At 53.6% G+C, this 25,517-nt stretch carries 25 protein-coding genes; 13 read left to right on the plus strand and 12 right to left on the minus strand.

What is annotated here, in order from left to right; translation table 11 throughout:
- The first annotated feature begins 154 nt into the window (after positions 1–154).
- From BS639_RS16420 to BS639_RS16465, 10 genes are all read left to right on the plus strand, one after another.
- On the plus strand, positions 155–964 hold the full coding sequence (locus BS639_RS16420; RefSeq protein ID WP_055775788.1) for an N-acyl homoserine lactonase family protein: 810 nt from the start codon (positions 155–157) through the stop codon (positions 962–964).
- A 45-nt stretch (positions 965–1,009) separates the two neighbouring features.
- Complete coding sequence (locus BS639_RS16425) at positions 1,010–1,339, plus strand: NIPSNAP family protein (RefSeq protein ID WP_228779692.1); 330 nt, start codon at positions 1,010–1,012, stop codon at positions 1,337–1,339.
- Positions 1,340–1,380: 41 nt separating this feature from the next.
- Positions 1,381–2,268 carry an NAD(P)-dependent oxidoreductase gene (locus BS639_RS16430; RefSeq protein WP_084983652.1) on the plus strand — a complete coding sequence of 296 codons (888 nt, stop codon included), beginning with the start codon at positions 1,381–1,383 and terminating at the stop codon, positions 2,266–2,268.
- Positions 2,269–2,270: 2 nt separating this feature from the next.
- Positions 2,271–3,707 carry an aldehyde dehydrogenase family protein gene (locus tag BS639_RS16435; protein ID WP_084983653.1) on the plus strand — a complete coding sequence of 479 codons (1,437 nt, stop codon included), beginning with the start codon at positions 2,271–2,273 and terminating at the stop codon, positions 3,705–3,707.
- A gap of 87 nt (positions 3,708–3,794) precedes the next feature.
- Positions 3,795–4,190, plus strand: coding sequence for a carboxymuconolactone decarboxylase family protein (locus tag BS639_RS16440; RefSeq protein ID WP_055775804.1), 396 nt, complete (start codon positions 3,795–3,797; stop codon positions 4,188–4,190).
- Between the two features lie 168 nt (positions 4,191–4,358).
- Entirely contained in the window at positions 4,359–5,705 is a 1,347-nt protein-coding gene (locus BS639_RS16445) for an MFS transporter (protein ID WP_055775807.1), read from the plus strand.
- 21 nt (positions 5,706–5,726) lie between these two features.
- The gene (locus tag BS639_RS16450) at positions 5,727–6,626 is read left to right on the plus strand and encodes an NAD(P)-dependent oxidoreductase (protein WP_084983654.1); all 900 of its coding nucleotides are present in this window, start codon (positions 5,727–5,729) and stop codon (positions 6,624–6,626) included.
- 14 nt (positions 6,627–6,640) lie between these two features.
- Positions 6,641–7,045 (plus strand): cupin domain-containing protein, encoded by a 405-nt coding sequence (locus tag BS639_RS16455; RefSeq protein ID WP_055775815.1) that lies wholly within the window; start codon positions 6,641–6,643, stop codon positions 7,043–7,045.
- A complete protein-coding gene (locus BS639_RS16460) occupies positions 7,042–7,830 on the plus strand; it encodes a carboxymuconolactone decarboxylase family protein (protein WP_084983655.1) in 789 nt (262 codons plus the stop codon). The genes BS639_RS16455 and BS639_RS16460 overlap by 4 nt, the downstream gene beginning before the upstream one ends.
- Before the next feature lie 82 nt (positions 7,831–7,912).
- Positions 7,913–8,584: a GntR family transcriptional regulator gene (locus tag BS639_RS16465; protein WP_055775820.1), complete on the plus strand. Its 672-nt coding sequence runs from the start codon at positions 7,913–7,915 to the stop codon at positions 8,582–8,584.
- Here the strand turns inward: BS639_RS16465 and cytX are convergent.
- Together cytX and BS639_RS16475 are read right to left on the minus strand one after the other, a co-directional pair.
- On the minus strand, positions 8,581–9,846 hold the full coding sequence (gene cytX / locus BS639_RS16470; RefSeq protein WP_055775824.1) for a putative hydroxymethylpyrimidine transporter CytX: 1,266 nt from the start codon (positions 9,844–9,846) through the stop codon (positions 8,581–8,583). The genes BS639_RS16465 and cytX overlap by 4 nt on opposite strands.
- A gap of 87 nt (positions 9,847–9,933) precedes the next feature.
- Entirely contained in the window at positions 9,934–10,644 is a 711-nt protein-coding gene (locus BS639_RS16475) for a TetR/AcrR family transcriptional regulator (protein ID WP_055775827.1), read from the minus strand.
- An 85-nt stretch (positions 10,645–10,729) separates the two neighbouring features.
- Here BS639_RS16475 and BS639_RS16480 point away from each other — a divergent pair, with 85 nt between their 5' ends.
- Together BS639_RS16480 and BS639_RS16485 are read left to right on the plus strand one after the other, a co-directional pair.
- Positions 10,730–12,247, plus strand: coding sequence for an MDR family MFS transporter (locus tag BS639_RS16480; protein WP_084983656.1), 1,518 nt, complete (start codon positions 10,730–10,732; stop codon positions 12,245–12,247).
- A 142-nt stretch (positions 12,248–12,389) separates the two neighbouring features.
- Positions 12,390–14,222, plus strand: coding sequence for an ABC transporter ATP-binding protein (locus tag BS639_RS16485; RefSeq protein WP_084983657.1), 1,833 nt, complete (start codon positions 12,390–12,392; stop codon positions 14,220–14,222).
- A 7-nt stretch (positions 14,223–14,229) separates the two neighbouring features.
- Here BS639_RS16485 and BS639_RS16490 read toward each other — a convergent pair whose 3' ends face one another.
- Entirely contained in the window at positions 14,230–15,357 is a 1,128-nt protein-coding gene (locus BS639_RS16490; protein ID WP_084983658.1) for a GNAT family N-acetyltransferase, read from the minus strand.
- Positions 15,358–15,636: 279 nt separating this feature from the next.
- On the opposite strand from BS639_RS16490, the gene BS639_RS25350 reads away from it, so the two are divergent.
- Entirely contained in the window at positions 15,637–15,837 is a 201-nt protein-coding gene (locus tag BS639_RS25350) for an HVO_A0114 family putative DNA-binding protein (RefSeq protein ID WP_456153888.1), read from the plus strand.
- Between the two features lie 70 nt (positions 15,838–15,907).
- Here the strand turns inward: BS639_RS25350 and BS639_RS16500 are convergent, their stop codons facing one another.
- The 9 genes from BS639_RS16500 to BS639_RS16540 form a co-directional block, all read right to left on the minus strand.
- On the minus strand, positions 15,908–17,302 hold the full coding sequence (locus BS639_RS16500) for an MFS transporter (protein WP_084983663.1): 1,395 nt from the start codon (positions 17,300–17,302) through the stop codon (positions 15,908–15,910).
- A 419-nt stretch (positions 17,303–17,721) separates the two neighbouring features.
- Positions 17,722–18,321, minus strand: a complete 600-nt coding sequence (gene wrbA, locus BS639_RS16505; protein ID WP_084983659.1) for an NAD(P)H:quinone oxidoreductase — start codon at positions 18,319–18,321, stop codon at positions 17,722–17,724.
- Between the two features lie 189 nt (positions 18,322–18,510).
- Positions 18,511–20,937, minus strand: a complete 2,427-nt coding sequence (gene pqqF / locus BS639_RS16510) for a pyrroloquinoline quinone biosynthesis protein PqqF (RefSeq protein ID WP_206601162.1) — start codon at positions 20,935–20,937, stop codon at positions 18,511–18,513.
- Positions 20,934–22,079 (minus strand): pyrroloquinoline quinone biosynthesis protein PqqE, encoded by a 1,146-nt coding sequence (pqqE, locus tag BS639_RS16515; protein WP_084983660.1) that lies wholly within the window; start codon positions 22,077–22,079, stop codon positions 20,934–20,936. Before pqqE ends, pqqF begins: the two co-directional genes overlap by 4 nt.
- Positions 22,066–22,353, minus strand: a complete 288-nt coding sequence (gene pqqD / locus BS639_RS16520; RefSeq protein ID WP_084983661.1) for a pyrroloquinoline quinone biosynthesis peptide chaperone PqqD — start codon at positions 22,351–22,353, stop codon at positions 22,066–22,068. The genes pqqE and pqqD overlap by 14 nt, the downstream gene beginning before the upstream one ends.
- A complete protein-coding gene (pqqC, locus tag BS639_RS16525) occupies positions 22,350–23,117 on the minus strand; it encodes a pyrroloquinoline-quinone synthase PqqC (protein ID WP_055775847.1) in 768 nt (255 codons plus the stop codon). The genes pqqD and pqqC overlap by 4 nt, the downstream gene beginning before the upstream one ends.
- A gap of 10 nt (positions 23,118–23,127) precedes the next feature.
- The gene (gene pqqB, locus BS639_RS16530; RefSeq protein ID WP_084983662.1) at positions 23,128–24,039 is read right to left on the minus strand and encodes a pyrroloquinoline quinone biosynthesis protein PqqB; all 912 of its coding nucleotides are present in this window, start codon (positions 24,037–24,039) and stop codon (positions 23,128–23,130) included.
- 57 nt (positions 24,040–24,096) lie between these two features.
- Positions 24,097–24,174: a pyrroloquinoline quinone precursor peptide PqqA gene (gene pqqA, locus BS639_RS16535; RefSeq protein WP_038328232.1), complete on the minus strand. Its 78-nt coding sequence runs from the start codon at positions 24,172–24,174 to the stop codon at positions 24,097–24,099.
- Positions 24,175–24,360: 186 nt separating this feature from the next.
- Complete coding sequence (locus BS639_RS16540) at positions 24,361–25,431, minus strand: dipeptidase (RefSeq protein WP_055775853.1); 1,071 nt, start codon at positions 25,429–25,431, stop codon at positions 24,361–24,363.
- Between the last annotated feature and the right edge of the window lie 86 nt (positions 25,432–25,517).

The following is a 25,517-nucleotide window of genomic DNA, read 5'->3' on the forward strand; positions in this document are numbered from 1 at the left end:
CTCGGCGCGTCAACCGCAGAAGCGTAACCACCGCTTACGCACTAATTTGTATTTTGTATTATTGTGTGAGTGCAATCACCTTTTTATCATATTGACTGATTGTATGATTGCAGCATGTTTTTTGACCACAACAAAATAGCAGCGGGGAATGAGCATGTCGTCCGAGAGCGAGCAGTATCAAATTTACGCCATCAAATATGCGCACCACGACCGCATGTCGAGCGAGAACTTTATCGGCGGCGATCCTCACGACGTGCCGATGCCGCTGGACTATTTCGTGTGGGCCATTGTCGGCACTTCAGAAACGTACGTTGTCGATATGGGATTTGATGCTGAAATGGCCAACAGGCGCGGAAGGACTATCGTGCACAGCGTCGAGCAGGGGTTGGGGCAACTGGGTATCCGCGTTGCCGACGTCAAGCAAGTCGTGATCACCCACATGCACTACGACCACGCGGGGAATCACAGCCTGTTTCCACAGGCACGATTTCACGTGCAGGACAGCGAAATGGCGTTTTGCACCGGTCGTTGTATGTGTCATCACGGCATCCGCCACGCCTTTGAAGTCGAGGACGTGAAATCGATGGTCGAAAAAATTTTTGCAGGTCGCGTGCAGTTCCACGACGGCGATTCGGAGCTGGCACCAGGGATTACTTTACATCGAGTTGGAGGCCACTCAGATGGCCTACAGGTGGTACGCGTTAACACCGCGCGCGGCTGGGTCGTGTTGGCCTCGGACGCCTCACACTACTACGCCAATATGCAGCGCAACCTGGCATATCCTATTGTTTATAACATCGGTGACATGCTTGAAGGCTATGCCACGCTGCGTCGCCTCGCTGATTCCGATGACCATATCATTCCCGGCCACGATCCGCTGGTGCTGCAATACTATCCCGCTTTCAACGCCGACACTCAGGGTTGGATTGCGCGGGTAGACGCTGACCCGCGTCGGCCTGATTAACTTTCCTTCTGCGCACCAGGCGCAGAATAACGTCGAATGGAGTAAATGATGATTGTAGAAATGCGTGTCTATCACTGTGCCGCAGGTCGCTTACCGGCGTTACAGGAGCGTTTTAGAAACACTACGCTGGCATTTTTCGATAAGTATGGCATCAAACAGATTGGCTTTTGGACTACCGTTGTTGGCCCGAGCAATCACGCACTGACTTATCTGCTGCAATGGGAGAGTCTGGCGGAACGCGAAGAGAAATGGAACGCCTTTCAGGCCGACAAAGAATGGCAGGCCAAGCGCAGCGCCAGTGAGGCACAGCAACCGATTGTGGAACGTATTGAGAACCACTTTTTAGCGCCTACAGACTTTTCAGCGCTTCGTTAACTTTTTACCGAAAGACGTTTTCATCCAAAAGGCCCAATGACATGACTTCGCTTAACAAGATTGGTTTTATAGGTTTAGGAATGATGGGCACACCGATGGTGAAATGCTTGGCCTCGGCGGGCTATACGCTATTTATTGCCGATGCAGACGCACAGCGCGTCACTGCACTGTGCGAGTCTTTACCGGCAACGGCGCTAGGCAGTGCGAATATTGGCGAGCTGGACGTGTTGATCACCATGCTGCCAAATTCATCGATTGTTGAAAGCGTGTTGCTCGACCCCGAGCGGGGATGGGCATCAGGTTTGGCGCAGGCGGCGGTGGTGATTGATATGAGCTCCTCCGAGCCTGAACGTTCGCGCCAACTGGGCGCTACGCTAACACAGTTGGAACTGCGCTATCTCGATGCCCCGGTCTCTGGCGGAGTAAAAAAAGCCAACACCGGTGAGCTTTCTATTTTAGTCGGCGGTGATGCGGCGGTGCTTGAGGCTTGTCGCCCTCTGCTGCAGGCGATGGGCAAAAGCATTTTGCACATTGGCACAGCGGGATCGGGCCACGCGGCTAAGGCGCTGAACAACTATGTCTCGGCCGCCGGTCTGATTGCTACCGTCGAAGCTTTACACATTGCACAGCGCTTCGGCATTGAGCCTGCGGTAATGACCGACGTGCTCAATGCCTCCACCGGGCGCAGCAATACGTCGGAAAATAAAGTCAAACCTTTCATGCTAAGCGGTTCATTCGGCTCGGGTTTTGCTTTGCAGTTAATGAACAAAGACTTGAAGATTGCCCGCGCGCTCTCTATGTCGGTGGGCTATCCGATGAAACTTGGCGTGGCCTGCACCGATCTCTGGGACAGCGTTTCGCAGCAGGCAACACCGGCAACCGATCACACTGAAATGTATCGTTTTCTTGCTGATGAAGAGGGGAGGTAATCATGACTCACGCCTCACATTTTTATATTGACGGTCAATGGGTTAGCCCCGTTGCGCCCGCCTGGTTTGACCTGACTGACCCTTCAACCGAGCGCCAATTTGAGCGGCTTGCGATGGGCGATGCCGCCGACGTTGACCTGGCGGTGGCTGCGGCACGGCGCGCATTGCCGTCGTTTTCAGCGACGGCGGCGGCCGAGCGGCTGGCCCTACTGCAGCGCATTGTCGCGGTTTATGAGCGCCGCTATGAGGAGTTTGCAGAAACGATGCGCCTTGAAATGGGTTCACCGATTACCTTTTCAAGGCAAGGGCAGGCGGCGCGCGGACCTGCGCATTTGAATGCAATGATTGAGGTGCTAAAAACCTTTCAGTTTGAGCAACAGCAGGGCACGACCAGACTGCGTCTGGAGCCGGTGGGTGTTTGCGGATTGATCACCCCGTGGAACTGGCCGGTGAACCAAATCGTGGTGAAAATTGCGCCTGCACTGGCGGCGGGCTGCACGATGGTGTTGAAACCTAGCGAATATTCACCGCTGACGGCGCTGCTGTTTGCCGAAGTGCTGGAGGAAGCCGGTGTGCCTGCGGGGGTATTTAATCTGGTTAATGGCGATGGCCCGCGCGTGGGTGCCGCCATTGCCGCACATCCCGACATTGATATGGTGTCGTTTACTGGTTCAACCCGTGCAGGCATTGAAGTGGCGAAAACGGCCGCTGAAACGGTGAAACGCGTTGCGCAGGAACTGGGCGGTAAATCGGCCAATATTTTGCTCGACGATGTTAATTTGCCGGACGCCGTGACCCGCGCCGTGGCGGCGTGTTTCACCAACTCCGGCCAATCTTGTTCGATTCCTACGCGCCTGCTGGTGCCACGCGGCCTGTTGCAGGAAGCGGCGCAAATCGCCAAACAGGCCGCACTTACCTACCGCTTGGGGCCGACGGACGACCCTACTACTCAGCTCGGACCTTTGGTTAACCGCAACCAGTTTGAGCGGGTACAAAAGCTGATTCAGCAGGGCATTGATGAAGGCGCTGAACTGGTGACCGGCGGCGTTGGCCGACCTGAGGGATTCACTCACGGCTATTACGTCAAGCCAACGGTGTTCAGCGCGGTAACGCCTGAAATGACGCTCGCTCAAGAAGAGATTTTTGGCCCGGTTCTATCGATTATCGCCTATGACTCCGAGCCGGAGGCTATCGCGATTGCCAACGGCACTCAATATGGACTGGCTGCTTATGTTCAGTCGGCCTCGCAGGCGCGAGCCCAAGGCGTAGCACGTCAGCTGCGTGCCGGCAGTGTGCATGTGAACTATCCTCCCGCCGATTTTCATGCGCCGTTTGGCGGCTATAAACGTTCGGGCAACGGACGCGAGTGGGGCGAGGCAGGACTGCGTGAATACCTGGAAATTAAATCGATGGTCGGCTTTGGTCTATCGGATGCCTGATGCAGTAGGGCAAAAAAATTTGCCTAAATTCACTGTCATACAATCATACATAAATGTGGGCCATGTGCGGCTAAAAAGGAAACAATGATGGAAAATAATCCGAGCTTTGAGAAAGGTTTTGCCAACCGCAAAGAGGTGTTGGGCGCGGCTCACGTCGAGAAGTCGTGGTCCAACGCCGATGACTTTAATCGCCCGATGCAAAAGCTGGTGACCGAGTACTGCTGGGGCGACATTTGGGGCGATCCTACACTGTCGTTTAAAACCCGCAGCATGCTCAATATTGGCATGCTGACCGCGATGAGCCAGCACCATGAGCTTTCGGTACACGTCAGAGGAGCATTAAACAACGGCGTTAGCAAAGAGGAGATCCGCGCAGTGCTGATGCAGGCGGGCGTTTACTGCGGCGCGCCGTTGGCTTTGGCGGCATTTCGCGTGGCAAGCGAGGCTATCAAAGCCTGGGAGGAGGAGAAAGCCAAAGCCTGATGTTCCAAGCATAAGCACATTATTTCGCCAACACCGGCAGTCAGCTGATGGGTAAATTTCTCGTCAGCAAACGTCTTACCTGCATTGCCTGCCCGTCTGGTTCGCGCCCGACGGTTCCCTACACACGCATCCATAAGAGATGCGGCAATAAAGAGACAGGAGACTGAAATGGAAACTCTGACCGCACAAGTCGGCGCCCATCGCGCCGAAAGCGAACAATCCATTGATGTAAAAAGAAAGAGTGCAATTAAAGGCGCTTTCTTTTCTGAATACATCGATATGTTTGATATTTACCTGCCGGTGGTTGCCCTCTCGCCGGTGCTGTTTTACTTCCAGCCGCCTAATCTATCAAGCGGCACCGAGACCATTCTCGCCTCGCTGGTGTTTATCACTACACTGCTCGGAAGACCACTGGGTGCGCTGCTATTTGGCATCATGGCCGACAGCATAGGGCGGCGCAAAGCCTCCATTTATTCGGTCTCCGGCTTTGGCGTTGTGACGCTGCTGATAGCCTGCCTGCCGGGCTATCAGACCCTTGGCATTGGCGCCTACGTGATGCTGGTATTACTGCGCTTTATTGACGGAATTTTTCTTGGCGGCGGCTACACCGGTGCAATGCCGTTGGCGATTGAATACTCGAAAAAACATCAGCGGGGCTTCGTCGGTGGCTTGATTATCAGCGGATTCCCTGCCGCCTATGTCAGCATTAATCTGATCACCATGCTGGTGTTCTTCCTGTTTCCACTTAACGGGCTGGATTCACCCTATGTGCAGTGGGGCTGGCGCATACCCTTTATCATCGGCGGCGTACTGGCGGCCTTTTTAGCGCTGTATTACATCTTTAAGGTTAAAGAATCAGAAATTTGGGAAAGCGAAACCGGCGGTGTAAAGCGCGAAAAACTGGCGTTAAGCGATCTGCTGCGTGGCAAGAGTGGGCGTAACCTGCTGCAGGTGCTGCTGATGATGAGTGGTTTCTGGCTGACGCAAAATATTATCACTATCTATCTGCCGACCGGCCTGCTGGTTCATACCCTGCATCTCAGCGGTTTTGAGATGACCTCGACGCTGCTTATCACCTACTGCGTGCTGTTTTTCAGCTATATCGGCTCAGGCATGCTGGGCCAGAAAATTGGCCGCCGGCGCTTTTTCCTGATTGCAGGCCCGTTAATTGCCGTGCTGGGCTCGGCGCTGCTCTATGTGCTGACCACCGTTCCCGGCCTTTCGCTGGGCACCATTATGCTGCTGGTGGGCGTATTGGCCGTGCTGGTGACCTCGCCGTGGGGCGTGATAGTGACCTACATCAACGAGCGTTTCGTTACCGACGTGCGCGCCACCGGCTTTGGCATGGGCTTTAGCCTGTCGGTCATTATTCCCTCTTTCTATGCGTTTTATATGGATTGGCTTAGCGCACTGATGCCGTTGGCACTGACCTCGGTGGTGCTGCTGGCGCTGGGCGCGGTGATAGGCACCCTCGGCGCTTATATGGGGCCAGAAACCAAAGACGTCGATTTTTAAACTATTTGTGGAGAGTCCCTGATGAATACCGAGCGCGTTGGATTTATAGGTTTGGGAAATATGGGCGGGCGTATGACGCGTTGCCTGGTCGATGCCGGAATAAACGTGCTGGGTTTTGACCCAGTAGTAGAACGCGCCGCCGCCGCAGGTGCCAGCGCTGCCGCGTCGTTGGCCGACGTGATGGGCTATGCCGACGTTGTCATGCTCTCACTGCCCGACAGCAAGGTAGTGGAGTCGGTGGTTGAGGGGGAAAACGGCATTCTTGCACACTGCCGCCGTGGGCAAACGGTGATTGATCTCAGCACTGCCGCCGCCAGCTCGACGGTTCGCCTGCACGGGTTGTTCGCCGGTAAAGGCGTCTACTATATCGACGCCGGTATTTCGGGCGGTGCCGCCGCGGCTGAAAAAGGGGCCTTAACGTTGATGGTGGGCGGTGACGCGCAGGCGATAGACGCCATAGCGTGGGCTTTCAAGCCTATTGCGGCCAAGGTCATTGCGATGGGCGGCAGCGGCAGTGGGCACACCACCAAGCTGCTGAACAATTTCCTCAATGCCGTGAGCCTCGCCGCCACCGCCGAAGTGATGGTGGCTGGGAAAAAAGCTGGGCTGGACATGCACTGCCTGCTCGACGTCCTCAACAGCAGCAGTGGGGTGAACTTCGCCACTCTGAATCGTTTCCCAAAAATTGTTGATGGCGATTATCTAGAAGGCGGTCTGACCGGCAAGCTGATGACCAAGGATGTGGCGCTTTACGTCGATCGCGTGCGCGAGCTGGGCGTGGTTTCACTCAATGCATCTGGCCCACTGGCGAGCTTTGGCTTGGCAACTTCGCTCGGCTATGGCGATGTCATCAGCAATCGGGTGGTTGACGCGATTGGCGACGTGTCCGGCGGTGTTCGCCTGTACGACAAATCAAACTAAACGGGAGAAGGGCAATGAAAGTATTTCATGGCAGGGCTGAAGGGGTGATTTCAGAGCAGCGCAGCAGCACTTTTAGCGGAGAAGTCTGGGGCGATCCGGTGATGCCAACCACCGATGACGTGACCATCAATAGCGTATTTTTCGCCCCCGGCGGGCGCACTTACTGGCACACCCATCAGCAGGGACAAATACTGCAAGTGGTCTCGGGCAGCGGCTGGGTCTGCGTGGACGGCGAGTCACCCCAGGCCATACGCCAAGGCGATACGGTGTGGATACCGGCGGACGAGCGTCACTGGCACGGAGCCGGTAAAGACAGTTTTATGCTGCATACCGCGACATCGCTTGGCAAGACTCTGTGGCAGGAAGAAGTGGCGGAGGAGGTGTATCAGCGGGCGATAAAGGGAGGGAATGCGTCATGAATCTTACCCAACAGCAGCAACAGGTTAAGGCGGCATTTATTCAGCAGCATCAAACCTGGGACGCACAGTGGGAAAGCCTGCTGCTTCAGGACGCCGACTTTATCGACGGGTATCTTAAATTTTCCTCCGTGCCTTGGAAGAAAAATCATCTTGAAAACAAAGTGAAAGCGTTTGTAGCCCTCAGTGCCAGCGTGGCCTCGACGCACATTTATCTTCCCGGAATTGCGCAGCATTTACGTGCTGCCGTAGCGTTTGGTGCCACACAGCAGGAGCTGACTGAGGTGCTGGAGTTGACCAGTACGCTCGGCATTCACGCCGCGAATATCGGCGTGCCGCTGCTGCTTGAGGTGCTGGAAGAAGAAGGGTTACGCCACGGGCCTGCGCCGTTGGATGCTCGGCGGGAAACGCTGAAACAGGCGTTTATCGACAATCGTGGCTATTGGCATGCCTCTTGGGACGGGCTGTTGGAACTCGACCCCGAACTGTTTGAAGCTTATATCGAATTCTCGTCGGTACCTTGGCGTACCGGTGTGTTGCCGCCCAAGATAAAAGAGTTGATTTACTGTGCCTTCGACGCCTCGGCGACCCATCTTTATCAGCAGGGGCTTAAGCTGCACATGCGCAACGCCATCAACTATGGTGCCAGTAAAGAGGAGATCATGGAGGTGCTGGAGATTGTCAGCGTGATTGGTATTCACGGCGCTACGGTGGCGGCACCCCTCGTTGAACAGGCGCTGGCACAGGCCGCGCTATTTACGCCAATGACCCCCTCTCAGGCGTCCTGAGGGTTAAAAGATAGGCATCGCTTTTCACCGGACAGGCCGCTATGATGAGGGTAACTTAAACTTGTCGGACAGGAATACAATCATGTCTTCAGATATCGGCCTAGTACGGCCTGAAACGCTGCGTTTTCAGGTAGAAAATGCGTTACGACAAGCGATAATTAATGGCCGATTTGTCCCCGGAGAAAGGTTGATTGAGCGCGAACTTTGCGAAACGCTGGGTGTGAGCCGCACGTCAATCCGTGAAGCCTTGCGCAAACTCGAAGCCGAAAAGCTGGTGGATATTGTTCCGCATAAAGGACCGATCGTTGCCACTATTTCCGTTAAAGAGGCGACGGACCTCTACGCGCTGCGCGGCCTGCTAGAAGGCTTTGTGGCGCGCGAGTTTTCACAGTGCGCCAGCGATGCCGATATAGCTAAGTTTGGCGCTGCCGCCCAGGCGCTGCGTAAAGCCGGACTGGCGCAGGATCAGGCCAGTGTATTGCAGGCTAAAAATGCGCTTTACGGCATTATGCTTGAGCGCTGCGGCAACGAACTGGTCAAAGAAGCACTGACCAGCCTGCATTCGCGGGTCAATCTGCTGCGGGCCACCTCGCTGATGCACCCCGATCGCCTGCCTCATAGCCTGCAGGAGATTGACTCTTTGTATCAGGCAATCAAGGCGCGCGACGGTGACGGCGCAGAAAAAGCCGCGCGATTGCACGTGGCCAATGCGCAGACCGTGGCGTTGCAAATGCTCAGCAAAGCCGAGTCTTAGGCGCGGCGTTTGCTGAGTAAGCCGCAAAATAGCGCAGCGACCAGCAGGGAGGGCACTGTTGCGCCAAGATTTGGGTAAAATTGTGCAATCAAATGATAGGTCACGATGCCGATAACCCAGGCGCTCAACGCTCGCCAGTTCATATTGCTTTCAGCGGGCTGGCGATGGCGCAGAATGAAATAGTGCATTAGCACCACCCCAAACAACGGAGCGAAAACCGATCCTATCAGCAGCAGGAAGTTCTCGTATCTGTCGAGCGGAATGCCCCAGGCAATCAGTGTACAAATCAGGCCCACTCCCCAACTGAGCTTGCCGATGCTGATACTCTTGGGAAGCAGCGTAGCACCAGAAAGCGCCGCCGAGTGAATGTCGGCAAACGTATTTTCGTGTTCATCAACCAAAATAAGCAGCAGTGGAATACCCAGCGCCACGCCGGAGAGTGCCAGCAATAATGCATTACTGTCTGCCGAGCTGACAAATGCCAACGTGTAGGCGGCACCCAGCGTCATCATCCATAGGCTACCGAGGAAAAATCCGCAGGCGGTGCCCAGGAAATTCTGCCGTGAGGATTTGCCAAAGCGCGTGTAGTCAGACACCAGCGGCAACCAAGACAGTGCCATCGACACCACAATGTCGCAGGCCAGCGCAAACGGCATGCTGCCATCCCCAGCCTTGTGCCACAGCGTACTCAGTGACGCGTGCTGGAACAGATTCACGGTTAGCCAGATACAACTGCCCATCAGCAACCAAATTCCCCAGCGGCGCAGCACTACGCGGATAAACGCCAGCGGCCCGCAAACTGCCAACAGCGTGGCGACAAAACCAAAAATCAGTGTCCACAGCGTAGGATTAGCCCAGAAGCTTTGTGCACCCCATGCCTGCTTGGCCAACAGACTGGCAGCGTCGCGCATGACCACAATCTCAAAGGCACCCCAGCCGATTAGTTGTAAAATATTAAACAGCGCGGGCAGAGCAATGCCTTTTTTGCCCAGACTTAGCGTAAGTGAAGACATTGACGACAGGCCAGTTTGTCCGCCAATCACCCCAACCAGTGCCAGCAGTATTACGCCAACCAGTGTGCCGATAAAAATCGCCAGCAGTGACCCTGCCATCCCCAGTCCCGGAGCCAAAATAGCACCGGCCTGTAGCACCATCAGCCCCATTCCCAGAGAGAACCAGAGTGAAAATAAGTCACGCCAGCCCAGCACGCGGGTTTCGGCAGATACGGGCCGTGCGGGAGTATAAATACTATTGTTTTTCATGTGGTTAATGCCGTTATCATGCAGAGCGCATTTTATAGCACACTCTATGTGCCAGAGTGATGACAAGCGCACTTTTTGGTCGGGCACTCACTTGTTTGCGGGCTGTGGGCCAAGTCCACCACGCAACAGTGCCACGACGTGTTTGGCTAACTGCGTAGTATCGACCCGTTTTCCTGGTGCACTATTGGACGCGTGCGACGAGGCAATCGGGAAAAAAGTGAGCCCAAACAGTGTGAAGATAATCAATTCAGGACTTAAATCAGCGTTCAGTTTCCCCTCATCTTGCCAGCGGGCAATGCAGCGCAGCGACTCGTTACGCCGGTTGTCGCCATAGCGTTGGTCCATGCGCTGCTTGAGCAAGCCGCTTTCGCTCATAATTTCCCTCACCCACAACGGCGCAAACCAGGCGTGTTCGACCGAGATCGCAATAAACTGCTCGGCCAGTTGGGTAATTGCCGCAACCGGATCGTGGGTAGAGTCTTGAAACAGGTTGCTGAAGGAGGCGCGTATTGGCATAAAACGCTCCTCAATCAGCACGTCGAGCAGTTGCTCACGACTGTTAAAATAGTAATGCAGCATCGCGGGCGTGACACCGGCTTCGCGGGCGATTGCGGTCAGTGGCGTATCGGCAATTCCTCTGCGTGCAAACATCGCCAGCGCAGTTTCCAGCAGCAGCGCACGGCGTTCAGCACCTTTCGCTACACCTCTTGGGCGCCCAGGTCTTCGGGGAAAATTCGTGGATTCTTCAGGCAATTGATCCTGTTGCAATAAGGTCGTTTCAGATTTTTTACTGTTCATTATGCCATCGTACCCATTGACCGCAGGGGAAGTAAACTCATATATTAATTACCTAGTTAATTAATATCAAGGCAAGTTAGCCTCTATGGCCACTCAAAATCAACGTAATGCTGAAAGTGTAGAGCAGGTTACCCAAGCTGCGCCGTCAATTCGTTTATTGTTTTCGGCACTCCTGCTGGTGATGCTGTTGGCCGCCCTTGACCAAACCATTGTCTCTACCGCGTTGCCCACGATTGTGGGTGAACTGGGCGGGCTGGAAAAACTCTCGTGGGTGGTCACTGCCTACATGCTTTCTTCCACGATTGTCGTCCCGCTGTACGGCAAGTTTGGTGACTTGTTTGGTCGTAAACGGGTGTTGCAAATCGCCATTGTGCTGTTTCTGCTCGGCTCTGCGCTGTGCGGGCTGGCGCAAAACATGACCGAGCTTATTCTGATGCGCGCACTCCAGGGATTGGGCGGCGGCGGGTTAATGGTTATCAGTATGGCGGCGGTGGCGGATGTTATTCCACCTGCCGATCGCGGTCGCTATCAGGGACTGTTTGGCGGCGTTTTCGGCTTGGCTACCGTCGTGGGGCCGCTGATTGGCGGTTTTCTGGTGCAGCACTTTTCCTGGCGCTGGATATTTTATATCAACCTGCCGCTTGGCCTGTTTGCGCTGGTGGTTATCGGCGCGGTATTTCAGCCGCATGTGGCTAAAATCAGACGTGAAATCGACTATCTTGGCGCTATTTACCTGGCGGTTGCACTGACGTGCATCATTTTGTTTACCAGTGAAGGCGGCACGGTGATGGCGTGGGATTCGGGTCAGCTGTGGTGCATTTTAGCTTTTGGCCTGGTCTGCCTCGGCGGGTTTATTTATGAGGAGCGGCTGGCGATTGAGCCGATTATCCCGCTCGCACTTTTCCGCCAACGGACCTTTGTACTCAGCTGCCTGATAGGTTTTATTATCGGTATGGCACTGCTGGGTTCCGTGACTTTCCTGCCGCTTTATCTACAAGTAGTAAAAGGCTCGACGCCGTCGCAGGCGGGTATGCAGCTGCTGCCGCTAATGGGATGCCTGCTGACAACCTCAATAATCAGTGGGCGTATTATCAGCAAAGTCGGTAAATACCGCCTCTTCCCGATTATCGGGACCTTTTTGGCACTGGTGGCGATGCTGCTGCTCGGCATGAGGCTGACAAACGCCACCCCGTTGCACATGCTTTATGCCTATATCGCCCTGCTCGGTGCCGGTCTGGGGTTAGTAATGCAGGTTCTGGTATTGGCTGCGCAAAATAGCGTTGAGCCGCAGCAGGTTGGCGTAGCGACGTCCAGTACCACTCTGTTCCGCTCTATCGGCAGCTCGGTAGGCGTTGCGGTATTTGGCGCGGTTTTTACTCATTCTTTGCAAAGCGGATTGATGGCTTCAATACCGGACGGCACCCAACTGCCACGGGCGATGAGTGCAGCAAGTATTCACCAGCTGCCGGAGGCGATACGTACTGACTATCTCGAGGCGTTTGGTGGGGCAATTCACCAGGTTTATCAGATTGCCGCCTGCGTAATGGCGGTGGCTTTCCTGCTTTCACTGTTTATGAAAAATTACCCGTTACGCAAAAGGTGATCGCACTTTGTGAATGAATTGGGCGGAAATTATTCATCAAAATCAACTAAGCTGAGTATCTTAACGTTTTTTCTTGTTTGGACTGGAGCAGGACCGCTCCGGATGCCCATATTTGAATAACAGCAGGATATGAGAGGCTTGTATGTTGTACCGTCGATTTGAACGGTTGATTGATATTTTCAAAGCGCCTCCCAGTGAGGCAACGCCCGATAAAGTCTGGCCCTTTTACTTTTACTACCTGCGTCAGGTTTGGCCGAGCTTTACCGCGTTGTTGGTGGTGGGCCTGATTGGCTCGCTGATTGAAGTGTCGCTGTTTAGCTATCTCAGCACCATTATCGACCTAACTCGCGAAACGCCCACCGCCAGTTTCTTTAGCGATCACGCGGGAGAACTGCTGTGGATGGCGGCGGTTGCACTGATTATGCGGCCGATATTTATTGGCCTGCATGACCTGTTGGTGCACCAATCGATCAGCCCCGGCATGACCAGCATGATCCGTTGGCAGAACCATAACTATGTGCTGCGCCAAAGTGTGAATTTTTTCCAGAATGATTTTGCCGGGCGCATTGCTCAACGCATTATGCAAACCGGTAGTTCACTGCGAGATTCGGCGGTGCAGGCAGTCGATGCCATCTGGCACGTGGTAATTTATGCCGCCAGTGCGCTGTTTCTTTTTGCCGAAGCCGACTGGCATTTGATGATCCCACTTACCGTCTGGATTGTGCTCTACAGCCTGTGCCTGTGGTACTTTGTGCCGCGCGTGAAGGCACGTTCGGTGGTCTCTTCGGAGGCGCGTTCCAAGCTGATGGGCACCATTGTTGATGGTTATACCAACATCACCACCCTCAAACTTTTTGCACACACCGACCTCGAGCAAAAATATGCGCGTGAGGCGATTACCGAGCAGACGGAGAAAACCCAGCTTGCGAGCCGTCTGGTCACCAGCATGGACTTTACCATCACTACGCTAAACGGGGTGCTGATTGTGAGCACGACCGGACTGGCGCTGTGGCTGTGGACACAGTCGTTAATTAGCGTCGGTGCGATTGCCTTGGCGACGGGACTGGTTATTCGTATCGTCAGTATGTCGGGATGGATCATGTGGGTAGTCAACGGTATTTTTGAAAATATCGGCATGGTGCAGGACGGCCTGCAGACTATTGCGCAGCCGGTCAGCGTGACCGACAAACCGCAGGCACCGGCGTTGAAAGTCAGTCAGGGTGCGATTCGTTTTGACCACGTTAACTTCAACTATGGCAAAAGCCGCAGTGTGATTACCGGTTTGGATTTGACGATTCGCCCCGGTGAGAAGATTGGCCTGATTGGGCCTTCGGGTGCCGGTAAGTCGACGATGGTGAACCTACTGCTCCGGCTTTATGACCTCGACGGCGGCCGAATTTTGATTGACGATCAGGACATATCGCAGGTCACACAGGAGAGCCTGCGCGCGCAAATCGGCATGATAACGCAGGACACTTCGCTGCTGCACCGCTCGATTCGCGACAACCTGCTTTATGGCCGGCCGAGTGCCAGCGACGAAGAATTGGTCAATGCTATCCGTCAGGCGCGCGCCGACGAGTTTATTCCCGAGCTGTCAGATCCGCAGGGGCGAAGGGGGCTGGACGCGCACGTGGGCGAACGTGGGGTGAAACTCTCAGGCGGACAGCGCCAGCGTATTGCCATTGCTCGCGTACTGCTGAAAAATGCACCGATCCTGATTATGGACGAAGCGACCTCCGCATTGGACTCAGAGGTGGAGGCGGCAATTCAGGAGAGTTTAGAAACCCTGATGACCCACAAAACGGTCATTGCTATCGCGCACCGACTGTCGACCATCGCCAAAATGGACCGGCTGGTCGTGCTCGATCAGGGGCAAATTGTTGAAATTGGCAGTCACGGCGAACTGCTGGCCAAAAAAGGCCTGTATGCCCGACTGTGGCAGCATCAGACCGGTGGTTTTGTGGGCATGGACTGAGTAAATATCAGGCCTGTTCCTGCCGATAAGGCAGCGCGTCGCGGGCTTCAATAGCCCAGGCGCGCACGCCGTCCCGCTCCTGCTGCAAAAAATCCTCCACCGCACTGCGCAAACCTGGATGACGTAAATAATGCCATGAGTCGGTTAATACCGGCTCAAATCCACGAATTAGCTTATGTTCGCCCTGTGCACCGGCGTCAAAGCGTGCAAGACCTTTGGCAATCGCATAGTCCATTCCCTGATAAAAGCAGGTCTCAAAGTGCAGCCTGTCGAATTCGGCCAGGCAGCCCCAGTAGCGGCCATAAAAGGTGTCGCCACTGACCAGACTCAGCGCCATTGCCACTGGACGACCCTGCTGTTCAGCCATCACGACTTGAACAGTTTCTGGCATCCGTTCTGCCAGCAGGCTGAAAAATTCTCGCGTCAGGTAAGGTGAACGCCCGCGAACGTAGTAGGTATTGGCATAGCAGGCATAGATAAAATCCCACTGCGCCTCAGTGATTTGCGCGCCTTCAAGCCATTGGAATTCAATACCCTGTGCGACGACCTGCTCGCGCTCTTTGCGCATCTGCTTGCGTTTACGCGAGGTCAGCGTATCGAGAAAATCCTGAAAGTCGCGATAGCCGCGATTGTGCCAGTGATATTGACACCCCAGCCGATGCAGCCATTCGCTTTGTTCGCCAACCAACTGATTATCACGCGAGTCGGTAAAGTTGATGTGTGCACTGGAAAGTCCCTGCTGCTGCAGAAACTCGGGTAATGCCTGCAAAAGTTGCTGCGCCGCATCGGGCGTGCCGAGCAGCCGTCTTCCGCCAACTGGGCTAAACGGTGCCGCGCCTAGCCATTTTGGATAATAGGGAATGCGGGCGCGATAACAGGCATCGGCCCAAGCGTGGTCAAACACGTATTCGCCGGAGGAGTTCGATTTGCGATAGCCGGGAACAGCCGCCAGCGTTTTACCCTTTTGTTGCCACAGTAGGTGTTCACTTTGCCAGCCCGAATTGGGGCCAAGCGAACCGCTGTCTTCCAATGCGGTTAAAAAAGCGTGGCGCAGAAAGGGCTGTCCGGCAGGGACCAACGCATCCCACTCTTCGGCGGGCAAATCGCCAAGACAGGCAAGGGACGTTAACGACATAGGTTTTTCCCGAAGAAGTGCTAGAAGAAGTTCCCCCTGATAATGACACCTGCGCGGAAAATTAAAAAGCCAGTCGCTAAGGCAATCTGGCTTTTTAATGATGGAGGATGCAATGATGCTTAAGGAGGCACTTACGTGAACAGTGATTATCAAGGTAATGTCGATTGAAGACGCTTAACAGAGCATGGCTGCGGCTCTGTCAGGGGATAGGAATGAACGTGGTTCGTTCATCACTTCCTGAATTGGGAGCAATTTCATAACACGCTCTCGCCAAAACGCATGGCTATCATTAAAGCTATGGCCGAAAGCGGAGAGTTATCGATACGTGAAGTTGCACGCAGAGGGGGGCGAGATGTTAAGGCTGTACAGGGTGATGTTTATGCTCTTCTGCTCGTGGGCATTATCGAGCGTTCAGATAATGGCGTCATTTTCCCTTACGAAGAAATTCATTTCGATTTCACAGTTAGAGCCGTCGCTTAATACTGATGATTATTCGCGGCGTTAAGAATGCCCCCCAGTGGCGGCATTCTTATTTATTATTATTGGTTTATTAGCGATGTGCCCGCTGTCCCGTTTTAAAATCGGGCATTTCTCTTTTGGTCACATCATTTTGGCCTTTCCTGACGCGCTCAATTGGGCCCATCACAAACAGGAACAGCAGCGCGCCAACAATGCAGTGCGCGCCGACAAACAGCAGGCCCATGCTGTAATTACCGGTGATCGCCACGATGTAGCCGAACATAATTGGAGTGACGATACCGGCAATATTGCCGACGCAGTTAAAAATCGCACCGGCCAATCCAATGGCCTCTTTTGGAGCGGTATCGCTGATAACCGTCCAGGTTCCGGCCCCTGCGGCGACGCCTTTGCCAAAGAAGGCGAAGGACATAATGGCGACAATCCATACGTTACTGTCGACAATCGCTGCGCCAATCAGCGTGGCCGCCATCACCATGCCAACGATGTAGGGGGCTTTGCGCGCCCAAGACAGCGACACCCCTTTAAGCAGTAAAGAGTCGGAAATATAACCGCCGAAGATGCCGCCCGCGAAGCCACAGATAGCCGGAGCAATGGTCGCAAATCCGGCGTGCAATATGTCCATACCGCGTGCCTGAACCAAATAAATCGGGAACCAAGTAATAAAGAAGTAGCTTAGGGCAATAATGCAATATTGACCCAAATAGGCACACCACAGCATTCGACTGGTCAATAAACCCTTAACGGTAGCGCGTGATAAACGGGATTTAGCTTTGCGTTCCTGAATAGAATCAATATCCACCAGGCCGCCGCCGTCAATAATATATTCCAGCTCCTTTTTCGACACCAGCGGATGATGGCGCGGTTCGCGCATAAAAGTCATCCATACAAAAAACGAGGCGATGCCAATAAGGCCTAATACAAAAAACGGCCATTGCCAGCCAAATTCAGAGACCAACCAACCCGACAACGGTGAGAAAATAGCGACGGCGAAATACTGGGAAGAGGCAAAAAGCGAAGAGGCCCTGCCGCGTTCAGCCTTGGGGAACCACATAATGGTGACGCGGGCATTGGCTGGAAAGCTAGGTGCCTCGATGAGTCCTAATAAAAATCGCAGGCTGAACATGATAAAAATAACGCCCGCTGCGCCTTGCGCAAACTCACCGACAAAACCCATTGCCAACGTAGAGAGTGACCACAGAACGAGCGTCACACCATAGACCTTTTTTGCCCCGAAGCGGTCGAGAAACAGCCCGCCGGGGATTTGCCCAATCACATACGCCCAGCTAAAGGCAGAGAGAATAAAGCCTAATTGAATAGAGGAAAGTCCAAACTCGTCTTTAATGGCTGACCCAGAGATCGATAAGATAGACCGGTCTGCATAGGCTACGACGGATAAAAATAAAATTAGCATTAATATGCCAACGCGCACATAAGATTTTTTATCGGCTGCCTTGTTGGATAACATCATTTTATTTTCCTATTGTATTATTGAGTTATCAACCGGTAGCGGCAGTAGGGTGCACAGTTCTTCGGTAATAACAGTTTTTGAGGAAAGCTAAAAAGAAAAATTAATTGCCGCATATTAAATTTCGTAGGGGCAATTTTTTATTGATTTATCCAATATAGGGCGGAAAAAGAAGGTGGTCATTGTGCTTATGTCGAGAAATAATGGGAATAACGCAGTGATCCTTATGAAAATACCCAATTGACTATGACATTGCCCACAGTAATTTAAAAAAAATTAAAATTTTGGGAACTGTTTTAGTAAACTGTGAACTACGTCTGAGTGAGTTTTAAAATAATGAAAATATGAGAGAGGAAGGAATAAAACCAGGAGGAAGTATGCCTGGGAAGGAAAGTCATCATCCCAGGCTTTTCAACGGATTAAGCTTTCAGCTTCGCGGCAATCTGCGCAACATATTGGCCCTGATGACGGGCAATGGTCAATTCGCGAGAGTCGGGCTGGCGTGAGCCGTCACCGCCTGCAATGGTCGATGCGCCGTAGGGCGTGCCGCCACCTACTTGAGAAATATCGAACAATTCGGGTGAGCTATAGCCGATTGGCACAATGATCATGCCGTGATGTGCAAGCGTGGTCCAGGTAGAGGTGATGGTCATTTCCTGTCCACCCCCGGTGCCGGTAGAGGTAAATACGCTGGCGACCTTACCCACTAGAGCGCCTTTAGCCCACAGACCGCCGGTTCTGTCGAGGAAGTTACGCATTTGGCCCGACATATTACCAAAGCGGGTCGGCGTGCCGAGGATAATGGCGTCGTAGTCGCCCAGCTCTGCCGGATCGGCAATCGGTGCAGTCTGGTCGGCCTTACCGCCGGCTGCGGCAAAGGACGCGGCGTCCATCACTTCGGGGACACGTTTGAGCGTAACCTCAACGCCTGCAACGCTTTTTGCACCTTCTGCAACACTCTGCGCCATGGTTTCGATGTGACCATACATCGAATGGTAAAGTACTAAAACTTTAGTCATTTTTGGTTCCTCTTTCAGGGGTTCAGGTGTCGAATCATTACCCAATAACTTTGCGAAGAATTGACTCAGTAATCCCACGTTACCCTCCACAACTTTGGATAGTTGATGAGTGAAAGATTACATCCTCGGCGCATATTGGTTACTTAACAACCCTAAACTTTTGATTGGCTCGGTCAGTTTTATTGAACGTTATTTCAGCGAGGGAGGGTTGCTCACTATCCACCACGGCGCTTTTTCCTGAACCAACAGTTGCTGGAAGTGCTGGAGTGTTGACAATGTGAGACCTGAAATCGTCTCAGCGGTAAGCGGGGGAGCATAGGTGTGAGCGTTTAGCCAACTTTCGCGCGACTGCTCAAGCTTACCTTGTTCGACAATCTCAATGCTGTGCCTTAGCGCAGCACATTTTTCATTGAAATCTATAGGCGAAATTTCGCGGATGATGGCTTGCATATCGACGATAAACTGCCGTATTTCAGCCAATATTTGCTCGGTAGAATGACTGGGAGACTGTACTGCAAACATTATTCCGCTTTCGCCCGCCGATTGCATAAAACGGCAGGTGACGACATAGCCAATATTTTTTTCAACCCTCAGTCGCTGGAAAAAACGCGGTTCAAAAAATGACGCCAGAATACGCCAGGCGGCAAGGCAGACGGCAGTTTGCTCAGGCAGAGGGCAAAACAGCAAAACGGCAGCATCTTTGCTGTCGGTAGGGAGAATAGCGTCGATCCTAGCGGCATGTGGCACGTAAGCACGAGCTGCTTCATCGTTTATATCCCCAGGAAAAAGACTTAAAAGATGTGAAATTCCTTCTAAAAGCACTGAACTTCCGCCATACAACGCCGCGTTCCAGCTAATACGGCTAATGTGCGTGGCTTCTCTTTCACCCGTTACTTCGCCACTGAGCAGCCTTGGCAACTGGTTGAGCAAGCAGCGAATGGCGATATCGCTTTGTAAGGCCTTCTCGGCGAGGAGATACTGCCTTTCACCCTGCTCTTGTAGCGTTTTCGGCATCGCTAAAAGCTGCACTATTAACGCACTTAGCGTACTGAGTATCACATCATCGCTGCCGCTTAACTGCAACAGCCACTGTCCCTGATGGCGTTCAAAGGAAAGGTTGCCTCCTCGATGTGCACAGTCGCCAATAATAGCGCGCAGGCCGGCCAGTATCTGATGAGCATTGCGCAGCGGTAAGGGGCTTTTCGCCGCCGGACTGAGGATCAGTACGCCCTCGCTGTACTCACTTTTTATCTGAGGCAGGCTGACCTTTTCTGTGGGAAAGTCGAGTCGTCCTGGCGCACTGTTTTGCGGATAAAAAGTCAGAAGAGGGAGGTCTGCGGTGCTTCCTGAAGGCCAGCTTATCGGGGCCAGCCCGAGCTCGAAACCTTGCACGCATCGGATTGAATTATCAACGTTTGGCGTGACCCACAGCCGCGTCAGATTGTCGGCGTTAAGTTGCCCCAGCAGAGTTTTCCAACCGGCCAGCAGCTCAGCATCGCTCTGTACAATCGGAGGGAAACCAAAGGCGGTAGTGCGCAACTTATCGACTGGCGACAGCTGTGAAAACGATTGAGCTGCAAGGTTGGCATAATGACGCAGTTGTAGCGTCGTCACCGACCTTAAATGTCTTAACCCGTGCTGGAAGAGGGCCTCGGCGTGAGCCGCGGTTTCGGGCCTCGCATCATTAAGCATTATTTCTACGCTGATAATTGAGCCATTTTCGCTGCAATAGGGCAACAATAGCTGCAAAGTATCGCAATATCCCTGCGTGCGCAGCGCCGCCAGCAGGCTGTTCTGTGCCTCGTCAGTTAAAAACTGGCGCAGCAAAGTCAGCGATGGCGCATCGAGGCGATGGGTCTCTGGCAACATATAAGACAGCTGTAAACGCGGGGTCGCGCCGCTTTGCATCGAGAAACTACGTTCAGGGCGCAGCGTGAGCGGCTGAGTCACCGGCGGTTGCTTACCCTGTGCTGATGAGAATACTGTCGCGTACTGCGTCGCCAAGGCGGCGAGTTCATCAATTGACTGCGGCCCCGAGAGCCAGAGTGTGAGATTACCGCCGTGGAAATACTGCTGGTGATAATCGCGTAGCGCGTGCTGTAGGGCATCGATATCTTTGCCAAAATGCGCCAGATTTCCAACGTGGAAGCGAGTTAATGCTGCGGGTGATACCCATGCTGCGCCGAGCGATACCTCGCACAATGTGTCGATATCGGTGCTTAACATCCTAAACTCGGCATCGATTATCGCCGTTTCTTGCACGATAGCATCTGCGGCAAGCAGCGGATGTGCCAGCATATCAACCAGCCGGGCAAAGCCGTCAACCAACTTGGGCGCGGCGATATCAAAAAACCAGGCGGTCGTCGTTGGCAGGGTGGTGGCATTGAGCCGCGCGCCTTCGGCCTGCGCCCAGCTCATCAGGCGCTGTGTACCCTGATAATGTTTACTGCCGGCAAACACCACGTGTTCGAATAAGTGTGCTAGCCCCGGCCACATCTCGGGTTCGTGATGACTGCCGGCTGAGAGATGAAACAGAGCGGCCGCGTGCGATGCCTGCGGACTGTGAGTCAGATTGACCCGCAGGCCGTTCGCCAGTTGCAGCCTTTTTTGAATCATGGCACCGGTGCTTTGAAAATTAGCTGCTGCGAGTTTTTGCGGTTGCGAAACTGTAGCTGGCTGACCTGAATATTGGTGCAGTTGGCCTGCTCGCGCGCTTCTAAAATCATGCCGTGATGCTCTGATTTGGAACATACCGGATCGGCGTTATCGGCATTGCCGGTCAGCATAAAGGCCTGACAGCGGCAGCCGCCAAAATCTTTCTCTTTTTCCGAGCAGGAACGACAAGGCTCCGGCATCCAGTCAAAGCCGCGATATTTATTAAAGCCAAACGAGTTGTACCAGATGTCTTGTAAGGATTGTTCCAGCACCGACGGAAACTCGACCGGCAGTTGGCGCGCGCTATGACAAGGCAGCGCCATACCTTCCGGCGTTACGCTTAAGAAAATTGCGCCCCAACCGCCCATGCAGCCCTTCGGGCGCTCTTCATAATAATCGGGCGTCACAAACAGCAGGTTGGCCAGATTGCCTTTGTCGGCCATCTTGACGCGATACTCCGCCACGACCGCTTCGGCATCAGCGATTTGTTGCCGAGTTGGCAGCAGGCCTTCGCGGTTCAGCTGTGCCCAGCCGTAAAACTGGCAGGTCGCCAGCTCGACGTCGTCGGCCTCCAGCTCAATGCTCAGTTCGATGATTTTATCAATCTGATGAATATTATGGCGATGCAGTACAAAGTTAAGCACCATAGGATAACCGTGGGCTTTCACCGCTTTGGCCATATCCAGTTTCTGCTGAAATGCCTTGGCAGAACCGGCCAACGCGGCGTTGAGCGTTTCGTCACTGGCCTGAAAGCTAATCTGAATATGATCCAGACCGGCTTCGGCGAAAGCGTCGATTTTCTTTTCGGTCAAACCAATGCCAGAAGTGATCAGATTGGTATAAAAACCGAGGTCGCGCGCCGCCTTAATAAGCTCGGGCAAATCCTTGCGCACCAGCGGTTCACCGCCGGAGAAGCCAATTTGTACCGCGCCCATCGCCCGCGCCTGTTCAAACACCGTAATCCATTGTTCGGTGGTCAGCTCTTTCTCCTGCTTGGCAAAATCGAGCGGATTTGAGCAGTATGGACACTGCAACGGACAACGATAAGTCAACTCCGCCAGCAACCAAAGCGGCGGTTTGACCTGGGGTTTAAGCAGGTTCACGGAAAATTATCCATTTTTGTTCATAGGCTTGGGCAAAAAACTCTTTCACGTCGTCGTCAACGCCGCCCGCTTCTGGGAAACGCTGATTCAGCCCGTCAATGATTTCTGAAAGCGGGCGTTTACCGTCGACGTTTTCCAAAATCATGGCGGCGCTTTCATTGAGTTTTGCCATACCTTCGGGGTAAAGGATCACGTGGCAATCTTGCGTCGGCTCCCACTGCAAGCGGAAACCGCGACGAAACATGGGCACCTGATTGACGTTAATTTCGATCACAGAAGCTTTCCTTTATGCCACACCGGCTGCTGCGTTACGCTGTGGTAAGGCGCGCGGTTGAGCTCATAGGCCATGGTCATTGAGTCGAGCATGGTCCACAGAATATCGAGCTTGAACTGCAGGATTTCGAGCATGCGCTGCTGCTTTTCTACCGTATTACAGTACTCCAGCGCCAGTGCCAAACCGTGCTCGACGTCGCGATTTGCCTGACTCAGACGGCTGCGGAAGTAGTGATAACCTTCCTGTTGGATCCACGGGTAGTGATTCGGCCAACTGTCGAGCCGCGACTGGTGAATTTGCGGCGCGAACAGCTCGGTCAGAGAGCTGCAGGCGGCTTCCTGCCACACCGCACGGCGGGCGAAGCTGACGTAGGCGTCAACGGCGAAACGTACGCCAGGCAGCACTCTTTCTTCTGAAAGCAGTTCTTCACGATCAAGACCCACAGCGTCACCGAGCTGCAACCAGGCTTCTATTCCACCTTCACTGTCGCCATGACCGTCGTGGTCGAGAATGCGCTGCACCCATTTACGGCGTGTTTGGGCATCAGGACAGTTAGCCATGATTGCCGCGTCTTTCATGGGAATACTGGTCTGATAATAAAAGCGGTTCGCTACCCATCCCTGAATCTGTTCGCGCGTGGCCTGGCCGTTGTGCATCGCGATATGATAAGGATGGTGAATATGATAATAAGCACCTTTCGCGCGCAGTGCCTGTTCAAACTCTTGCGGCGACATTAGCGCCGCCGTGGAATTAAAAGCGTTCATCTTCGGTTACCTAAAGTGCAATACGCATGCCATCCCAACTGACCTCAATGCCTTGCGCGGTAAGCGCCACACGTTCAGCGGAGGACTCGTCGAGGATCGGGTTAGTGTTATTGATATGAATAAGGATTTTACGCTCGGCGGGCAGAGCGGAGAGCAGCTCTATTAGGCCCTGCTTCTCGGCCAGCGCCAGGTGGCCCATATCTTTGCCGGTATTGCGACCGACGCCAGTATTGGCCAGCTCGTTATCGCGCCACAGCGTGCCGTCGATCAGCAGGCAGTCGGCTTTTTTAAGCCAGCCCATCAGCGCCTCATCAGGTTCGCCCAGACCTGGCGCATACATCAGCGTCTTACCGGTGCGGGTATCTTCAATAAACAGGGCAATATTGTGTCCCGGCAGTGGTTTGCCGCGATATTCGGAATACGGCGGCGCATTGCTCAGCAGCGGGATAGCGGTAAATTTCAGTGCCGGACAAACCGCGGTTGAAAACGCCTCGTCGGGGTCAATAGCGTGATGCACCAGGCCGCCGTTCCAATGAGAAAGCATGGTGAAAATCGGAAAACCGGTGGTCAAATCCTGATGGACCTCTGGCGTGCACCACACCTGATGCGGACAGCCTTCTCGCAAATTGAGCAGGCCTGCGCTGTGATCAATCTGGCTATCCGTAAGAATGATTGAACCAATCGCCGTACCACGCAGCACACCGTGTTTAATCAACTCAGGCGTGGCGGCAATTTGATGGCAAACGTCGGGGGAGGCGTTACACAGCACCCAATCAATACCGTCGTCACTGATAGCAATCGACGATTGCGTACGTGCCGAGGTTTTCATGGTGCCATTGCGCACGCCCTGACAGTTGTGGCAGTTGCAGTTCCACTGAGGGAAGCCACCGCCGGCAGCGGAACCAAGAACGTTAATCAGCATGTGTAGACCAGGAGTAGAAAGAAAAAAATGCCCACAGCGAACTGCGGGCAGGGGGGACTAGCGGTTAGAGATATACAGAGTAACTTCTAAGCCCAGACGCAGATCAACAAATTTAGGTTTGGTCCATGTAGTCATGGTCGACTCCTCGTGGTGTTGCAGGTTAAAAAAACATCATGCCAACAATCATTGCGGCAGATGAAGTGCTCGTTGTCAAATATTCAAAATTTGGCGCGGCAGATGTTCCTCCTAAGCTAAAGTGATATCAACCACACAAAGAATAGGGGTATGGCTCGAACAGCGCGTCGTAAGCCCTTGTTAAGGTTATTCACCCCAAGTTTGCTTTAATACTTTTAACCAGTTGCGATAGGCAAGTTTCTCGATCAGCGCGTCGCTGTAACCGGCCTGTTTCATCGTTTGTAACAGTAATGGCAGACCCGTAACATCGCCTAACGCGTCGGGGACACTGATGCCGTCAAAATCAGAACCCAGCCCGACGTGGTCTTCGCCCAATTTTTCCAGCAAATAGTCAATGTGCTGCACTATCCGTTCCAGCGGCGTGTCGGCGTCTCGTTTACCGTCTGCGCGCAGGAAAGCGTTGCCAAAATTCACGCCAACGAAGCCGTCGCTTTCGGCAATCGCCGCCAACTGTTTATCGGTCAAATTACGCGGTTGGGCGCACAGTGCGTGAGCATTGGAGTGAGTAGCGACCAGCGGTGCATCGCTAAAGCGCGCCGTCTGCCAGAAGGCCTTCTCATTCATGTGCGAGAGATCGATGAGGATTTTCTTGCGATTGCAGGCGCGCAGCAGGCCAAGGCCGGCCAGCGTGAGGCCGTCACCGCTGTCGGGGGAGCCGGGAAAATCGCCGGTCACGCCTACGCCAAACTGATTCGGTAAATTCCACAGCGGCCCCAGACTGCGCAGGCCCGTCTGGTAGAGCGCATCCAGATTACTCAGCGAAACGTCAACGGCTTCTGCGCCCTCTATGTGCAGCACCATCGCCAACACGCCCTGCTCGATGCAATTTTCAATCTCTCGCGCCGTACAGCAAATTTTTGCACGTCCGAAAGATTGACTCTCGATACGCTTCAACAGGCTGATTTGCTGATGCGTTATCGCCAGCGGATCGTGCGGCTGTGTGGCAGCATTCGGTTTCAGCTTGGGCATGTAAGACGCGGGAGGAATAAACACCGCAAAAAGGCCACCGGCAAAACCGCCTGTCCGCATACGCGGCAGGTCCAGATGACCGTCCGGCGTTCCATCAGGTTTTTCTTCCCGCTTGCCGTCTAGAAAAAGCGCGACTGGGTCTGGCGCATCGTTCAACCAAAGGCGCAGCAAAAGGTCATTATGACCGTCAAAAACAGGCTGAAGCGGGAATTGCGGATTATGGGTCATCAGGATATTCAGTATGTGAAAAGGAGAGTGTGTATCTATTAAAAAATATTAAATAAATTATAGCGCATTGGACATTAAGTACGCCC

The organism is Rouxiella silvae, from assembly GCF_002093625.1.
Taxonomy (GTDB): Bacteria; Pseudomonadota; Gammaproteobacteria; order Enterobacterales; family Enterobacteriaceae; genus Rouxiella; species Rouxiella silvae.